At 69.1% G+C, this 16,098-nt stretch carries 11 protein-coding genes and 1 pseudogene; 9 read left to right on the forward strand and 3 right to left on the reverse strand.

What is annotated here, in order from left to right; genetic code table 11:
• Positions 1–136: 136 nt before the first annotated feature.
• The gene (locus ACNAW0_RS21560) at positions 137–967 is read right to left on the reverse strand and encodes a PIG-L family deacetylase (protein WP_416289754.1); all 831 of its coding nucleotides are present in this window, start codon (positions 965–967) and stop codon (positions 137–139) included.
• Between the two features lie 73 nt (positions 968–1,040).
• Here ACNAW0_RS21560 and ACNAW0_RS21565 point away from each other — a divergent pair, with 73 nt between their 5' ends.
• The 5 genes from ACNAW0_RS21565 to ACNAW0_RS21585 all read left to right on the forward strand — a co-directional run bounded on the left by ACNAW0_RS21565 (position 1,041) and on the right by ACNAW0_RS21585 (position 10,736).
• Positions 1,041–1,754, forward strand: coding sequence for a hypothetical protein (locus ACNAW0_RS21565; RefSeq protein ID WP_416289755.1), 714 nt, complete (start codon positions 1,041–1,043; stop codon positions 1,752–1,754).
• Between the two features lie 548 nt (positions 1,755–2,302).
• The gene (locus tag ACNAW0_RS21570; protein WP_416289756.1) at positions 2,303–4,405 is read left to right on the forward strand and encodes a PQQ-dependent sugar dehydrogenase; all 2,103 of its coding nucleotides are present in this window, start codon (positions 2,303–2,305) and stop codon (positions 4,403–4,405) included.
• A gap of 20 nt (positions 4,406–4,425) precedes the next feature.
• Positions 4,426–5,373, forward strand: a complete 948-nt coding sequence (locus ACNAW0_RS21575; protein WP_416289757.1) for a sugar phosphate isomerase/epimerase family protein — start codon at positions 4,426–4,428, stop codon at positions 5,371–5,373.
• A gap of 545 nt (positions 5,374–5,918) precedes the next feature.
• Positions 5,919–9,374: a ThuA domain-containing protein gene (locus ACNAW0_RS21580; protein WP_416289758.1), complete on the forward strand. Its 3,456-nt coding sequence runs from the start codon at positions 5,919–5,921 to the stop codon at positions 9,372–9,374.
• A gap of 144 nt (positions 9,375–9,518) precedes the next feature.
• A complete protein-coding gene (locus tag ACNAW0_RS21585) occupies positions 9,519–10,736 on the forward strand; it encodes a sugar phosphate isomerase/epimerase family protein (protein WP_416289759.1) in 1,218 nt (405 codons plus the stop codon).
• A gap of 186 nt (positions 10,737–10,922) precedes the next feature.
• Here ACNAW0_RS21585 and ACNAW0_RS21590 read toward each other — a convergent pair whose 3' ends face one another.
• Positions 10,923–12,962 (reverse strand): hypothetical protein, encoded by a 2,040-nt coding sequence (locus ACNAW0_RS21590; RefSeq protein ID WP_416289760.1) that lies wholly within the window; start codon positions 12,960–12,962, stop codon positions 10,923–10,925.
• A 30-nt stretch (positions 12,963–12,992) separates the two neighbouring features.
• On the opposite strand from ACNAW0_RS21590, the pseudogene ACNAW0_RS21595 reads away from it, so the two are divergent.
• Positions 12,993–13,169 (forward strand): annotated as a pseudogene (locus ACNAW0_RS21595) (SAM-dependent methyltransferase); the annotation flags it as partial.
• The gene (locus tag ACNAW0_RS21600; RefSeq protein ID WP_416289790.1) at positions 13,151–13,432 is read left to right on the forward strand and encodes an SAM-dependent methyltransferase; all 282 of its coding nucleotides are present in this window, start codon (positions 13,151–13,153) and stop codon (positions 13,430–13,432) included. The pseudogene ACNAW0_RS21595 and the gene ACNAW0_RS21600, both read left to right, overlap by 19 nt.
• Positions 13,433–13,523: 91 nt before the next feature.
• On the opposite strand, the gene ACNAW0_RS21605 is transcribed toward ACNAW0_RS21600, so the two are convergent.
• Complete coding sequence (locus ACNAW0_RS21605) at positions 13,524–13,970, reverse strand: septum formation initiator (protein WP_416289761.1); 447 nt, start codon at positions 13,968–13,970, stop codon at positions 13,524–13,526.
• Between the two features lie 103 nt (positions 13,971–14,073).
• Here ACNAW0_RS21605 and ACNAW0_RS21610 point away from each other — a divergent pair, with 103 nt between their 5' ends.
• Positions 14,074–14,769, forward strand: a complete 696-nt coding sequence (locus tag ACNAW0_RS21610) for a response regulator transcription factor (protein WP_416289762.1) — start codon at positions 14,074–14,076, stop codon at positions 14,767–14,769.
• Positions 14,766–16,055: a sensor histidine kinase gene (locus ACNAW0_RS21615; protein ID WP_416289763.1), complete on the forward strand. Its 1,290-nt coding sequence runs from the start codon at positions 14,766–14,768 to the stop codon at positions 16,053–16,055. Before ACNAW0_RS21610 ends, ACNAW0_RS21615 begins: the two co-directional genes overlap by 4 nt.
• The last annotated feature ends 43 nt before the right edge of the window (positions 16,056–16,098 follow it).

Consider the following 16,098-nt stretch of genomic DNA (forward strand, 5'->3'; position numbering starts at 1 on the left):
CCGTACGACATGCCCTGGAACACCAACGAGAGACCGACGTCGACCCGGACGGCTACCCGCTCGTGTTCATCGGCCGCCGTCCCGCGGAGAGCGCGACGAACGGTTCAGCGAGATGCTCACCACCGTGTGTGCTCGGTCAGCGCAAGCCGGCGAACAGGTCGTCCTCGGGCGTCGGCGCATCGGTGGTGTCGCGGACCCGGACGAAGGTCTCCACGCCCATCAGCTCGGTGAACCGTTCCTGGCCAAGTTGCAGGAAGAAGATGTTCTCGGCCTGACTGGCGTGCGCAGCCAACGATTCGAACTTCTGCGCGCCGTAGCCGCTCGTGTCCACCCAGGTGGTGATCTCGTCGTCGGGCAGGCCGAGCTGCGGCATCTCCTCCGACGGCCCGTCCGGCTCGGGAAACTCGACGCCAATCTCCTTCATGACGCGGCCGAACTCCTGAAATGCACTACGTGGCACGGTGGTCCAGTAGACCTTCGCGGGGATGTTCGTCCGCTCGACGGCGGCCATGGTGATGCGGTGCGCCTGGATGTGGTCCGGATGGCCGTAGAAGCCGTTCTTGTCATAGGTGACGACGACGTCGGGCCGATAGCGCTGGATCAACTCGGTCAGCCGGTCGGCCGCCTCCGCCACCGGCGTGTTCCAGAACGCGCCGGGCACGTCGTTGGCCGCCCAGCCCATCATCCCGGAGTCCGCATAGCCGAGCGTCTCCAGGTGCGTGACCTTCAACGCCTCGCAACTGGCCGCCAACTCGGCCCGGCGCATCGCCACCACGGCCTCCGGGTCGTGCCCCGGGTCGCCCGGCTTGACCCCGCCGGGCCCGTCGCCGCACCGCCCGTCCGTGCAGGTCACGAGCACCGTCGTGATCCCCTCCGCCGCATATCGGGCGAGGATGCCGCCGGTGCTGGTCGCCTCGTCGTCGGGGTGCGCGTGCACCGCCATCAAGGTCAGAGATCGCTCAGCCACCCCACCACAATACGAGGGACATCCGACGCAATAGCATTGCCGCGGTCCGGGACGGCTGCTGAAACGAGGCGAGATGCGTTGGCTCCGGCAGTTGGTGGGTAGCAGGCGGGTCCAGCTCAATCCGGGGCGGCAGCAGGCGCTGCTGCGGGACGTACGGCACCGGTACGGCGCCCGCTCGCAGGTCCGGTTTCCGGAACAGGTCGAGGCGATCACCCGGATGCTGAACGACGACGACGGCCTGGTGGTGGCGGCCCGGATCGTGAGCGAGGCCGCCGACGAGGCCCACGCGGACCTACAGGCCCAGGTTCATGACGTACACCGACGGACGGGCCGGCGGCTCCTGGTGCACCGCCGAAACTACCGGCCGCTGTGGAAGGAGGCCGGACCGGCACTGCGGTGGCCCCTGTTCGCGCTGCCGTGCGGCCTCCACCCGTACGCGCAGGTGGCCGCCGCCGTCGCGGTGGTCGGCAGCCGGGCGCCCCGCCTCGGCCGGCTGTCCGACCCGAACCCGCTCCTGACCCGCGTGTTCGAGGTGCTCGACCTCACCACCGCCGGCTGGGAGTACGGCCGGGTGCGGGTGGACACCGATGCCGCGGCCCTGGCCGATCGACTGATCTCGACCGCCGGGCAGGTCCTCGCGACCATCGACGACCCGCCCCGGCTGCCGCCTCCGGTCCGCGAGCTGATGCGCTGCAACAGCACCCTCGACGTTCACGATCCGACCGGTCCGCGGGTGGTCGGCGGAATCAATCTGGGCGCGAGGATGCGGGAGACTCTCCTGGTCTGAGACACCGCGGCGGCCTGACCAACGTCCACGGGCCGGGAGCGGCGGACGGAGCGTGAGGATCGCTGGCGAACCGCGTCGCACGACCTGCGGCCGTGAGAGTCAAATCGCACCACGATCAGACACGGCGTAGCACCAGTGGTTGCGCGGGTACCGCAACGTTCTGGGCTTTGCGCTGGCACCGCGCACCGCCCCGTCCATGCCTTACTTTCATCCATCTCGGATGAAAGTCAGGGCTCTTCCGGTAAAAGCTATGGACGTATCGACATTTGTTTTGTTAGCGTCGGCCGGGTGATGAAGCCGCTCCACACCTGTCCAACACCCATCCCCTAGCCCCCGTGTCCTTCGCCCGCCGTCGAGCGCAGCTGCCCTGCCACTGGTGATCTGCGCCTAGCTGGCCGCGTACCGCGCAGCAGCCCGCATGGTCGACGCCACGGTCGACGTGCGATGGGCGGCTCAGCAGTGCCCGAACACCCGAGCCGCCCACGGAGAAGGAACAAGCAGTACGTCCCCGACCTGCCCCGATCAGTCCTCGATCCAAGGAGAGGCAGATGAAGAGACGACGCGCGCTCGCCGTAGCGAGCCTGACGATCACCGCGCTTGTCGCCACGCCCACCGTCTCGATGGCCGAGCCGGGCGCGCCCCCGGAGACGAGCTTCCAGAAGGTGACCCTCAACGATCGCCCGGGCGAGCCGATGGACCTCGCTGTGCTGCCCGACCGCCGGGTGCTGCACGTGACCCGCCCGGGTGAGGTCTGGCTGCACGACCCCGCCACCGGCCGCAACACCATCGCCGCCACCCTGGATGTCTACCAGCACGACGAAGAGGGCCTGCAGAACGTGGCGATCGATCCCCACTTCGGCAAGGCCGGCAACAACTGGGTCTATCTGTACTACTCGCCGCCGATGAACACCCCGGTCGACGACCCGTCGACGCCGAACATCAACGAGGGCGATGCACCGGCCTGGGGCACCCCCGCGGACTTCGCGCCGTTCAAGGGGGCGATCCGGCTCTCCCGGTTCCGATTGGTCAAGGACAAGCTGGACCTGTCCACCGAGCAGCAGATCCTCGACGTACCGGTCGACCGGGGCATCTGCTGCCACGTCGGCGGGGACATCGCCTTCGACGCCAAGGGCAACCTGTACCTGTCCACCGGTGACGACACCAACCCGTTCGAGTCCGACGGCTACACCCCCATCGATGAGCGGCCCGGCCGGAACCCGGCGTACGACGCGCAGCGCAGCTCGGCCAACACGAACGACCTGCGCGGCAAGATCCTGCGCGTCAAGGTACGCGACGGCGGCGGATACACCATCCCGGACGGGAACCTCTTTCCGGAGGGCACGCCCGGCACCCGGCCCGAGATCTACCTGATGGGCCTGCGCAACCCGTTCCGGATCGAGTTCAACCGCCAGACCGATGAGCTGTACGTCGCCGACTACTCGCCCGATGCCGGCGAGGCCGATCCGCTGCGCGGGCCAGCTGGGCAGGGCAAGTGGGCGGTCGTACGCAAGGCCGGCAACTACGGGTGGCCCTACTGCGCCACCGCCCAGTTGCCGTACGTGGACTACGACTTCGCCACCGGCCGGTCCGGGCAACCGTTCAACTGCTCCGCGCCGGTCAACGAGTCACCGCACAACACCGGGCTGCGGGAGCTGCCACGGGTGGAGCAACCGGACGTGTGGTACGGCTACGGCTCCTCGGCGCGGTTCCCGGAGTTGGGCACCGGCGGTGTCGGACCGATGGCCGGGCCGGCGTACCACTTCTCCTTCCCGACGACGCGGGGACGCGCTCCGGTGGCGTGGCCTGCCTACTACGACGGCGTTCCGCTGTTCCACGAATGGACCCGGGACTACGTGAAGGGCTTCCGGCTGAACGCGGGCGGCGGCCTCGGCGGCATCGAGCCGGTGCTCCCCTCGTTTACCTTCGACAACCCGATGGACCTGGAGTTCGGCCCGGACGGCGCGCTCTACGTGCTCGAGTACGGCGACGGTTTCTTCAGCGAGAACCCGGACGCGCAGTTGGCCCGCATCGACTACATCGGCTGGAAGGGCAACCACACTCCGGTGCCGCAGGTTTCGGCCACGCCCACCAATGGGCTCACGCCGCTGACCGTAGCTTTCTCCAGCGAGGGCACCCTGGACTACGACGGCGATCGGCTGTCGTACGCGTGGGACTTCGACAACGACGGCAAGGTCGACTCGCGCGCGGCGAACCCGACGTTCACGTACCAGAAGAACGGCCTCTACAACGCCACTGTCAAGGTGAGCGACCCGGGTGGGCTGTCGGCCTCCGCGTCGGTCCGAGTCGTGGTCGGCAACTCCGCACCCGTGGTGGAGCTGGTCAAGCCGGTCGCGGGCCAGCCGTTCAGGTTCGGCGACACCGTGCAGTTCGAGGTTCGGGTGACCGACGACCAGCCGGTGGACTGCTCCCAGGTCAGCGTCACGTACGTCCTCGGCCACGACACGCACGGCCACCCGCAGACCACGGCCAAGGGCTGCGCCGGCACGATCCACACGACGGTGCCGTCCGGCCACGACCCGGAGCACGACAACCTGACCGCCGTGTTCGTGGCGTCGTACACCGACCCGGGCGGGAACGGTCTGCCCTCCCTGACCGGAACGGACCAGGTCGTCCTGGTCCCCACCGCCTAGCCCCGGCCGAAGGAGTCATCATGTGTTACGGATACGACGGAGAGGCCGCGCTGCGGCGATCCGTCCTTGACCGGCGACGCCTGCTGCGCGGTTCACTGGCGGCGCTCGCCGGTGTCGGGCTCGCGTCGTCGGGGATCGGCGCGACGGCCGCGACGGCGACCACCCGTCCCACCGGGCGGCGGCACGTGCCCCCGGGCCTGATCAGCATCCAGCTGTGGACGGTTCGTGACGCACTGTGGGGCGGGCCGGGGTACGACGCGACCCTCACCCACCTCGCCAAGATCGGCTACCCGAAGGTGGAGCTGGCACTCGGCTACTTCGGGCGTACCGCCACCCAGCTGCGCCAGTTCCTGGACAGCATCGGCATCCGGGCCAGCTCCAGCCACGACGGGATCAGCGATAACGCCGCCGCGCTGGACGAGAAGATTCAGAACGCGGTCACCCTGGGCCAGTCCTACCTGGTGGTGCCGTACCTGTACTCGGAGCGCGAGGACGACTGGAAGCGCTGGGCGGAACAGATGAACGCCGAGGCCGCGGCGGCAGCCAGGGCCGGCCTTCGGTACGGCTACCACAATCACGCCCACGAGTTCACCATCGACCTCGGCGGCGGCAAGCGCCCCTGGGACGTGCTGACCGCGGAGCTTGATCCCAGGCTCGTGCACCTGGAGGTCGACATCTACTGGGCGGTCACCGGGGGCATCAACTCCGGCGATGGAGTGGCCGATCCCGAGCGCTTCACGCTGGACGTCATCCGGTCCGCACCGCAGCGCGTCCTGCAGTACCACGTCAAGGACCGGCACGCGTCCGACGGCGACATGGCCGACCTGGGCACTGGGATGATCGACTTCGCGCGGATCTTCCGGGAGCACTCCGCACAGGAGTACATCGTCGAGAACGACACCCCCGATGTGACGCCGCAGCAGACGGCGGAGGTCGGCTACCGCTACCTGCGCAAGCTGCGGTTCTGAGGAACCGCGGAAAGAAGTACTGACGGACACCAGGGGCGGCGCCTGGTTCGTGGGAACTCGCACACCTGCCGACCCGCCAGAATTGCCGGCCCTGGTGTCCGTCATCCGCCATATCGCGGACACTCAGCCGTCCACCCTGGAGCACATAGCTGGCAAGGCCGACTCCCTCTGCCGAGGGAGCAATAGAACGTGGAAAAAAACAAATTCGACAGGCCGGGCCGACACCGTTCGCGCATTCGAACGCCATTCGGTGGAGTTGCCCCCTCGATTCCCGATCCGCTGCCCTGCGCGCCGTGCGGCTGTGCCCGCTGACCAGGGGCGACGCCGCCGATCGTGACGCCGGTAGCGGGCGGCCACAGGTCGGGTGAGCAGCCGCGGATGATGCCGCTGCGGGCGTGGCTGCCGGCGGACCTCATCGCTGTCGAGGCGACGCGGGCCGAAATATGATCGCCGCCAAAATATTGACCCGTCGAAATGGGTCTCGTAGGGTGCCATGGAGCGTGAAAGCGCTTTCTGTCCCCCGTCCCCCGTTGAGGAGCGCGTGTATGAGACGCCAACGCACGCTACTTTTCGCCCTGCTCGCAGCCGTCACTCTCCTATTGACGAGCACGGCGACGACCGCCGCGAACGCATCGACCACCACCTCCACCTTCCGGGTGCTGGTCTTCTCCAAGGTCACGAACTTCTATCACGACTCGATCCCGGCCGGCATCGCCGCCGTCGAGCAACTCGGCGCGCAGCAGGGCTTCGCCGTCGAGGCGACCACCGACGCGGGCGCGTTCACCGACGCCAACCTCGCCCGGTTCGACGCCCTCGTGTTCAACAACACCAACTCCACCCCGGCCTCCGGCGACCTGCTCAACGCCGAGCAGCGGGCCGCGCTACAGAAGTTCATCCGCAACGGTGGTGGCTGGGTCGGCCTGCACGCCGCCTCGGCAAGCGAGCGGGACTGGAAATGGTACGAGGGACTGGTCGGGGCCATCTTCGACCACCACCCGGACTTCTCCCGCACCGGCGGCACCTTCCCGGGTCGGATCAAGGTCCTCGACCACGTCCACCCCTCCACCAAGAACCTGCCGGAGCTCTGGGAGCGCAGCGAGGAGTGGTACAACTGGCGGACCAACCCCACGGGTAAGGTCCACACCCTCGCCCAGATCAAGGTGCGCGACGGCATTCCCGGGATGAACCAGGGCGTCGACCATGCCTACTCGTGGTGCCAGAACTACGACGGCGGTCGCTCCTGGTTCACGGCCGGTGGGCACAGCTCCTCGTCGTTCCAGGAGCCGGCCTTCCTTCAGCACCTGCTCGGCGGCATCAAGTGGGCCGCGGGCGCCGCCCCCGGTGACTGCGGTGCCACCCGGACCAACAACTTCGAGCGGGTCCCCCTGGTCAACCAGAACCTCTCCGACCCGTTCGAGCTGGCGGTAGCGCCGGACCGCCGGGTCTTCTACATCGAGCGCACCGGCGCGCTGAAGGTCATCAACCAGGACACCCTCGCCGTCACCACCCTGCTGGACTTCGCCTACACGCCGCAGCAGACCAGTCAGTCCGACGGCCTGCTCGGCATGACGCTGGACCGGCACTTCTCCACCAACAACTGGATCTATCTGCTCTGGTCCGACCGGGTGGAGAAGCAGCTGAACCTGTCCCGGTTCACCCTCGATGGCGACAGCGTCAGCCTCGACTCGGAAAAGCGCCTGCTCACGATCCCGACCTGGCGTGGTGAGGCTCGTGCCAACTCGCACATGGGCGGCTCGCTGACGATGGACCAGCAGGGCAACCTGTACGCCGCCATCGGGGACAACACCGACCCGTTCGAGTCCAACGCCTTCACTCCCATCGACGAGCGGCCCGGCCGTCGCGCGTTCGACGCGCAGGGCACCGCCGGCAACACCAACGACCTGCGGGGCAAGATCCTGCGAATCAAGCCCCTGCCCAACGGCAAGTACGCCGTCCCGGACGGCAACCTGTTCGCCCCGGGCACGCCCAAGACCAGGCCCGAGATCTACACGATGGGCATGCGGAACCCGTTCCGCATCACCGTCGACTCCAAGTCCAACGCGCTGCTCGTGGCCGACTACGGCCCTGACGCAAAGTCCGCCAACCCGAAGCGCGGGCCGGAGGGCACCGTCGAGTTCAACCGGATCACCAGCGCCGGAAACTACGGCTGGCCCTACTGCATCGGGAACAACATCCCGTTCAACGACTACGACTTCGCCACCGCCACCTCCGGGCCGAAGTTCAACTGTGACGCGCCGGTCAACGACTCCCCCAACAACACCGGCCTGACCGACCTCCCCGCGGCCAAGCCGGCTCTGGTGTGGTACGCCTACTCGGCCTCCCCGGAGTTCCCGGAGCTCGGCACGGGCGGCGGCGGCCCGATGAGCGGGCCGATGTACGACTTCGACCCGTCCAACAAGCGGCTGACCAAGTTCCCCCAGTACTTCGACGGCAAGTGGATCGTCTACGAGCTGACCCGCAAGTGGTTCAAGACACTGTCGATCCACGAAACCGCCCAGACCTTCAACGATCCGCGCTTCAACCCCACCAACGCCGGTGACCTGCAGTCCATCAACGGAATCTTCGGCAACATGTCGTGGGTCCAGCCGTTCGAGGCGGAGTTCGGGCCGGACGGCTCCCTCTACGTCATCGACTTCGGCGCGGGCAGCGGGAGCGGCCGGGGCGGCAGCAACGAGGGCGCGGGCATCTACCGCATCGACTACGTCGCCAACAGTCGGCCCCCGGTGGCCAAGCTGGCCGTCGACAAGGACAGTGGACCCGCGCCGCTGACCGTTGCCTTCTCCAGCGCCGGCACCAGCGGGCCGGACGGCACTGCGGTCCAGTACGCCTGGGACTTCGACGGCGACGGCAGGGTCGACTCCACCGCCGCCAACCCCAGCCACACCTACAGCACACCGGGGCGCTACACCGCCCGACTCACCGTCACCGCCAACAACGGGCAGACCGCGGTCGCCGTACAGGAGATCACCGCCGGCAACACGCGCCCGACGGTTACCCTCAGCATCCCCGACGGGGCCTTCTCCGATTTCGGTGACCGCATCCCGTACACGGTGACTGTCACCGACCCGGAGGACAACAGCATCGACTGCTCCCGCGTGGTGGTGCAGACTCAGCTCGGCCACGACTCACACACCCACCCGCTGGACAACTACGTCGGATGCTCCGGGGTGGCCATCACCGACAGCAACTCCGGTGACGGGCACGGCCCGGGACAGAACCTCTACACCGTGCTCACCGCGCAATACACCGACGGCGGGGCAGCCGGGGCACCAGCCCTGATCGGCTCGACCCGGGTGAAGCTGCAAACCAAGAGCAAGGAGGCCGAACACTTCGACGGCCAGAGCGGCATCCAGGTGATCGACCGGGCGACCGCAAGCGGCGGCAAGCGCCTCGGTGACATCGACGACGGAGATTGGATCAACTTCGGTCCCGTCAACCTCCGTAACATCGACTCGGTCACCTTCGGTGTCGCCTCCGGCAGCACCGGCGGCGACATCGAAGTCAGGGCCGACTCCCCCACCGGTGAGCTCCTCGGCCGCGCCACCATCGGCGGCACCGGCGGCTGGGACAACCTGATCTCGCCCACCGTCGAGCTGGCCGATCCGGGCCGGACGTGCACGCTCTATCTGGTCTTCGTCAACCCGAACCAGGTCGGCGGCAACCCCGACCTGATGGCGCTGGACTGGCTGCGCTTCAACGGCCCCGGGGTACGCGAACAGACCGACGCCACCGTTTCGGCCTCGGCCACGCCCACCACCGGTAAGGCGCCGCTACAGGTGGCCTTCACCGGGACCGCCTCCCCGGCGACCGGGCGCACCATCACGGACTACGCGTGGAACTTCGGCGACAACACGACGGTCGCGCACGGCGCGTCGGCCAGCCACACGTACGCCCGCCGGGGCACCTACACCGCACAACTGACCGTCACCGACAGCCTCGGGGCGACGATGTCCTCGACCGTCGTCGTGACAGTGAGCTGAGCCCCAGGTGGTGGCGGGGTAACAGAACGCCCCGCCACCACCGACCCGGCCCGACCCGCTCCGGCCGATCCTCCATTCGACGCCGGGGTGCGGTGAGCACGTCGGCTTTCCCGTCCGATTCCCCGTCCATGTAGGAGAGAGAGCATGAATCCGAGTTCCACCCGCCCGTCCCCCAATCGACCGAGCCGAGCGCGCCATCTGCTCGCCGCGTCGCTCGCCGCGGCACTGCTGCCGTTCGCACCCGCTGCGGCGTCGGCCGCCGAGTCCCCGACCGACGGGAGCGTGGTCATCGACGACGCCGCCACCGAACAGCTCATCGAGGACAGCTGCCCCTGGGGTTACACCCCCTCGTCCACGGTCTTCTTCGGCCAGGACCGGGCCAACTCGGGTGTACCCAACCGCGACCTCGGCAACGGCTGCACGATCATGGACACCATCTGGGCCGAGGCGCCGTTCCCCAACCACGGCAGCTTCGTACGGACAGTCGCCAGGCTCACCAACATGCTCGAGCAGGACGGCACCCTCACGCCGGAGGAGCACGAGAGCATCGTAGAAGCGGCGGCCGAGTCCGAGATCGGCAAGCCGCAGCCGGCACCCGGGACCCGCGCCGTGCCCGACGATCGGATCGGCCTCGTCCTCTACACGGTGCGGGCCACCATGCCGAACGCGCCTGAAGCCACCCTGGCCGCTCTCGCCGCCTGCGGCTACCGCAACGCGGAACCCTCAGGCGCGGTGAACAACTTCTACGGCAAGACGGCCGCAACGCTCGCGCCCATAGTGGCCCAGTCCGGCCTGTCGGTTCCGTCCATCGGGATCGGCCTCGGCGACCTCAAAAACAACCTCGACGGCGTCATCGCCAACGCCAAGGCCTTCGGCGCCAAATACGTCCGAATCTCGGGCTCGGCCTCGTGGCGGCTCAGCGACTACTCCGCGACTGCGGCGACCCTCAACGCCGTCGGCCCCAAGCTCAAGCAGGCGGGCATCACCGTCGCCTACCACAACCACGGGTTCGAGTTCACCGCCCAGAACGGCGTACGCGGCTACGACGTACTGGCACGCGAGACCGACCCGAACCTGGTGGCGATGGAACTCGACCTGTACTGGGCATCCAGCGTCGGCGCAGACCCGGTGGAACTGATCAAGCAGTACCCGGGCCGGTTCTCGCTGTTCCACGTCAAGGACATGGCCCCCGACGGGTCGTTCGCCGACGTGGGCGAGGGCACCATCGACTTCGCCCGCATCTTCACCTACAGCGACATGGGCGGCGTCGACTACTACCTGACCGAGAACGACAACCCGCGGCCGAACGGCGTCTCGTCCGCCTGCGACAGCTACGCCAATCTCAGCGCCCTGCGCTACTGACACACCTCGCCGGCCCGCGACACCCGCGGGCCGGCGAGGTCCATCTCCACGCCGACGACCGCAGCGCTGGAGCTGATACGGCCTTGAACAGATCCAGCACGTCGGCAGGCTCGGGGGCCTGGGGTCTCGATTGCCGGAGGGAAGGCACAACGTCCACCCGCCCGGTTTGGAGGACAGGCGCGAGTGTCACGCCTTGAAGGTTGCTTGCCAGCGCTCGATCAGGCTGGCGAACTCGTCGACGGCTTCACGGGCTTGCCGCGTGGTGGTCTGGGTGTGCAAAGCCGCCCGGTAGGCGTCAGCGGTGCGGAGGATGGCGTGGTCGGCGGCGATGTAGATGGGTGACCGCTCGCCGAGGAGGTCCAACAGCCGGGGACGGTCCAGTTCGGACTCGACCAACCGGCGCTCCGCGTCGTGCGCATCCTCGGCCGGCCTCCTCTGGCCGGGAATGGCTGGCGGCGGGGACCATCTGAAAAGAAGCAGGTGCGACGGGCCGGACATCTCGTCCCGATCCCTCTCCCACGCTTCCAGAAAGGCCAGGACCGCCCGGAGGTTGCCAAGGACCGCCACTGGTACCTCGACCAGCGGCTGGGCGGCGCTCGGGCGGGTCGCGGTCAGCCGGGCCCACAAAACGATGGTACGAATCATCGGGAAAGCCACAAAGACGATGACGGATGCCAACGCGATGACGATGACCAGTCCCGCCCACGGCCCGCCGAAGTCGGTCGCCAGTCGCCAGTCCAGGATCTGCGGGATGTTGGGACCGGGAAACGAGCCGACCAGGTGCCAGGTGACCGCGGCGAGCGACTCGGACGCGCTAGTCCAGCCGGCATCGGTCGCGCCGGCCCGGACATCAACGGCGCCAACGGCACGCAGCACGGTCAGCACCGCCGCCGCAGCGATGACGACGTGCACACCGACCAGCGCATAGCCGCGTAAGTCCTCCCGCAGCCCGCTCGAGGGTGACGCCCAGTCGCTGGTGCCCAAGACCGCGGGGCGCCGCACTACCCTCCACATCAGGTAGACAAAAAAGGCCGCAGACAGTCCCCAGCACGCGGTGATGATCGCCCGACCGACGGGGAAGTCCCAAGGCGTCCACGTCACGTGTTCAGTGAGCCATCGCGTGGCCGGTGCATCGCTTCCTACGAACCCGAGCAGGAACGCCACGGCCACCAAGTCGTTCGGCAGTTCCTCCTCGTCCCATAGAAACACCAGCAACAGCACCGCCACCACGAACCACACGAGCAGCGTGATTCCGATCTTGCTCCACAGTCCCCGCCCGCCGGCCCCGGGAAGCACTGGGTTGTCGAACCACACCAAGGCGACCGCCGCCGCCAGCGTGAGCACCGCCGGCAGTTCGCGGACCCGCTGAAAGGCCCAGATGCCAAAGGCAGCAGCGACCATCGTGGCAATGACGGTCCCGGCGAGCGCGAGGCTGGCCCACGAGAACCACCGCATCGCCACATCCGCTCCCGGCGCTATCACGCTCCACACTGTGCCCGCGCCCGTAGCCAGCAAGAGCAGCCAGACCGGGATCTCGACGAATCGGAAGATGCGGCGGCCACCGATCTTGCTCGCCACCGCGGCCGAATATCGTCGTTCGTTGCTTCGGCTTTCGACGAGCGCGTACACAGCGACCGCGACGCGCACCAAGGGCGGAATCACGACCAGCTTGAAGCCGAGCACGAGCAGCCCCCCGTCGATGCCGGGGAGTACAGGCGGCTCGGTCCACTCCAGCCGGCCCGCAATGTCAAGCAGCGGAACGGAATCGACAAGGTGCCACATGTACAGCCGCTCGATCGCCCACAGGCCGGCATCCCCGCCGGCCATCGCCGCCGTAATGGCGGCGAACGCCTCGACGCTCACCATGACGGCCGCCGCGGAGGTGAGGAACGCCACCAGCAACGAGCGCCGGTGAGCCGGATCGACCAGCGAGATGACGACGTTGCGGACGACGACTATCAGCAGTACCGATGCCAGCAGCACCGCCACGGATGCCGCGACCCAGCGCGCCACCGGACCGCCGCCGACCGCCGCCGTCAGCACCAGCCGCAGCAACGCGACGACGCCGACGGTGGCCACCATCGCCAAGGCGAACAAGCGCAACCACGTACGCAGTGACTCGTCGGCCGCGGCGTCGAGCCGGACCTCGGCGCGATCGCGCCAAGCATCGAAGGTGTTGAAGGCCAAGTCCAGCATCGCCTGGACCCGCCGCAAGGCCGATTTCACAACCGCATCCTCTCATCGACACAGAATGCGATGGCTGCACCGCCGCGAGTAAATTGGCTACGGCCTGCCCTTGCCAAGACGCTCGACTTCAACCAACCAATCGGACTCATCCTCAGCGGCGTCATGGGCCACGTGCCCGACTACGAGACAGCCCGATCGGTCACGCGTCAGCTGCTGGCACCGCTGCCATCCGGCAGCTACCTCTCGCTCAACGACGGCGCCAGCCTGATCAGCGCCCCGAGATGCAGCAGGCGCAGGACGACTACAACGACACCGGAGCGACGCCCTACACACTGCGCTCGCCCGACCAGATCGCCGGATTCTTCGAGGGCTTGAAACTGGTGGAGCCGGGCGTCGTACCGTGCCCGCGGTGGCGGCCCGACGACAAGTCGACACGCCCGCCGACATCGACGCCTTCGGGGGTGTGGGACGCAAGCCCTAGCTTGATCTTCAGCGGCTACGGCGGATAAGGGCCGTGACAGCGGCGAGCAGCCGCTAGTGGCGCACCTCGTGCTGTCACCGGCCGGGCCCGTCCGGGGCCCGTCGCTGGTCAGCCGCCGGTCAGTCGTGGGTGGTGGCCACCGGTCGTCCGCCGATGCACCGCAGTTTCAGCTCGTATTCCCCGTCGGGGCCAACGAATTTGACCTCGACGTGATCGTCCGGCCCCCGGTCGACATCCTTTACCCGGTACCCCTGAGCGGGCGCCCAGGTAACCAGGCGGGCGCCGGTCGGCCCGCACTCCGCGACGGCCGTGCCGCCCGGGGTGGCGAAACCCTGCCGCGCCCCGGCCAGGCTGCCGGTCGGGCTCGCGGTGGAATGTCCGGTCGGCTGCAGGGATGCCGGTTCCGGTGACGCGAGGGCGCGTTCGACCTCCTGCTGGCCGAGTACGCCACCCGGGGTGCTGGTGATGCCCTCTCCTACCAGCCGGATCGCGCCAATGCCTACGAGTGTGGCGGCGACTGTGGTGGCCAACCACCCGACGGCGGCGAGGAACGAATGACGGCGCATGCACCGAGTCTCCCCGACGGAAGGTTGAGCCGGGCACCGGGGAACGCTAAGAGCGGGTTAACGAGAACTAGCCCGCGCAATCCCAGCGGCTACCCTGCATCCTGTGTCCCGGCTGCTGCTCATCGAGGACGACCTGGCGATCCGTACCCCGCTGATCCGGGCCCTGCGCGAGCGCGGCCACGCGGTGGCCGCCGCCTCGACCGCGATGACCGGGCTGCGCGACGCGCTCGACGACCGACCCGACCTCGTCGTGCTCGACCTGGGGCTGCCCGACCTCGACGGCCGGGAGCTGCTGCGGATGCTGCGCGCGGTCAGCCAGGTGCCGGTGATCGTCGCCACCGCACGCGACGACGAGGCCGAGATCGTCCGGCTGCTCGACGCCGGGGCCGACGACTACCTGGTGAAACCGTTCACGGCGGCACAGCTCGACGCCCGGGTCCGGGCCGTGCTGCGCCGGACGGCCGGCGACACCGCGACCGGCGATCCGACTCTCGTGGTCGGCGGGCTGCGCATCGACCCGCGGTCACGGCAGGTCAGCCTGGACGGGGCACCGGTCGAGCTGACCCCACGCGAGTTCGATCTGCTGCACCACCTCGCCGCACGGCCCGGGCAGGTGGTCACCAAGCGGGAGCTGCTCACCGAGGTGTGGCGGATCCCGTACGGCGGCGCCGACAAGACCGTCGACGTGCACCTGTCCTGGCTGCGGCGCAAGCTGGGCGAAAGCGCCCAGGAACCGCGCTACCTGCACACCGTCCGAGGCGTCGGGGTGCGGCTGGACGCTCCGGAGGCCGCCCGGTGAGGGGCCGGCTGGCGCTGCTCGCCGCCGCCGTCAGCGTGCTCATCCTGACCGCCTTCCTGGTGCCGCTGGCGCTGCTGCTACGCACCGTCGCCGCCGACCGGGCGACCGTGCGCGCCACCGCCGACGCGCAGAGCCTGGTACCGGTGGTCGGCACCGCCGACCCGGACACCATCCGGCTGGCCGTCGAGCAACTCACCACGGAGAAGGGCCGACCGGTCAACGTGTTCCTACCCGACGGCACCGTGCTCGGCGCGCCGATGCCACGTACGCCCGCGGTGGCCCTCGCCGTGCGAGGCCACAGCCTGACGGCCGAGTCGGACGACGGCCGGGAGGTGGTCATCGCGGTCCAGGGCCGCCCGGACGGAACGGCGGTCATCCGCACCGTGGTCCCCCGCTCGGAACTCACCGCCGGGGTGGCCCGGGCCTGGCTGGTGCTGGCCCTGCTCGGGGTGCTGCTGGTGCTGGTCGGGTTGGTCGTCGCCGACCGGCTGGCCCGCACCCTGGTCCGGCCGATCACCGAGCTCTCCGCGATCTCCCACCGGCTCGCCAACGCCGAACTCGACGTCCGGGTCACCCCGGCCGGGCCCGCCGAGCTGCGGGAGGTCGCCGGCGCGCTCAACCACCTGGCCGGACGGATCCAGGTGCTCCTGCGCGAGGAGCGGGAGCAGGTGGCCGACCTGTCGCACCGGCTGCGTACGCCGCTGACCGTGCTGCGGTTGGAGGCCGAATCGCTGCGCGACCCGGACGACGCCGCCCGGCTGACCACCGCGGCGGACAGCCTGGAACGCGCGGTCACCGGCCTGATCCGGCAGGCCCGGTGGCGCAGCTCGACATCGGACGGCCGGGCCGGCTGCGACGCGGCGGCGGTGGTCGGCGAGCGGGTGGCGTTCTGGTCGGTGCTCGCCGAGGACACCGGCCGCGAGGTCACCCTCGACCTCGCGCCCGGCCCACTGCCGGTAGGGGTGACCGACGACGAGCTGGCCGCGGCCGTGGACGCGCTGCTGGGCAACGTCTTCGCACACACGCCCGACGGAACGCCGTTCACCGTACGGCTCGCCCCCGACGCGGGACAGGTCACGCTGACCGTCGCCGACTCCGGTCCAGGGCTGCCGTCCGGCACGGTCCGGCGGGGCGCCAGCCACGCGGGGTCGACCGGGCTGGGCCTGGACATCGCCGACCGGGCCGCCCAGGCCGGCGGCGGCCGGCTGGAGCTGCGCAGCGGGCCGGACGGTGGCGCGGTCGTACTTCTCCGGCTCGGCCCACCGGCAGCCTCGACCCGGGCTTAGGCTCCGGGTAGCGCGCCGCTATCCGCTCAGGGCCGATCCTCGA

The sequence above is a fragment of the Micromonospora sp. SL1-18 genome (genome assembly GCF_047921505.1).
Classification (GTDB): Bacteria; Actinomycetota; Actinomycetes; order Mycobacteriales; family Micromonosporaceae; genus Micromonospora.

Excerpts from the sequence above, each read along its gene's own strand:
- ACNAW0_RS21575 (WP_416289757.1), top strand. The coding sequence starts at position 4,426 with ATGTGTTACGGATACGACGGAGAGGCCGCGCTGCGGCGATCCGTCCTT.
- ACNAW0_RS21570 (WP_416289756.1), top strand. The coding sequence starts at position 2,303 with ATGAAGAGACGACGCGCGCTCGCCGTAGCGAGCCTGACGATCACCGCG.
- ACNAW0_RS21565 (WP_416289755.1), top strand. The coding sequence starts at position 1,041 with ATGCGTTGGCTCCGGCAGTTGGTGGGTAGCAGGCGGGTCCAGCTCAAT.
- ACNAW0_RS21585 (WP_416289759.1), top strand. The coding sequence starts at position 9,519 with ATGAATCCGAGTTCCACCCGCCCGTCCCCCAATCGACCGAGCCGAGCG.
- ACNAW0_RS21580 (WP_416289758.1), top strand. The coding sequence starts at position 5,919 with ATGAGACGCCAACGCACGCTACTTTTCGCCCTGCTCGCAGCCGTCACT.
- ACNAW0_RS21605 (WP_416289761.1), bottom strand. The coding sequence starts at position 13,970 with ATGCGCCGTCATTCGTTCCTCGCCGCCGTCGGGTGGTTGGCCACCACA.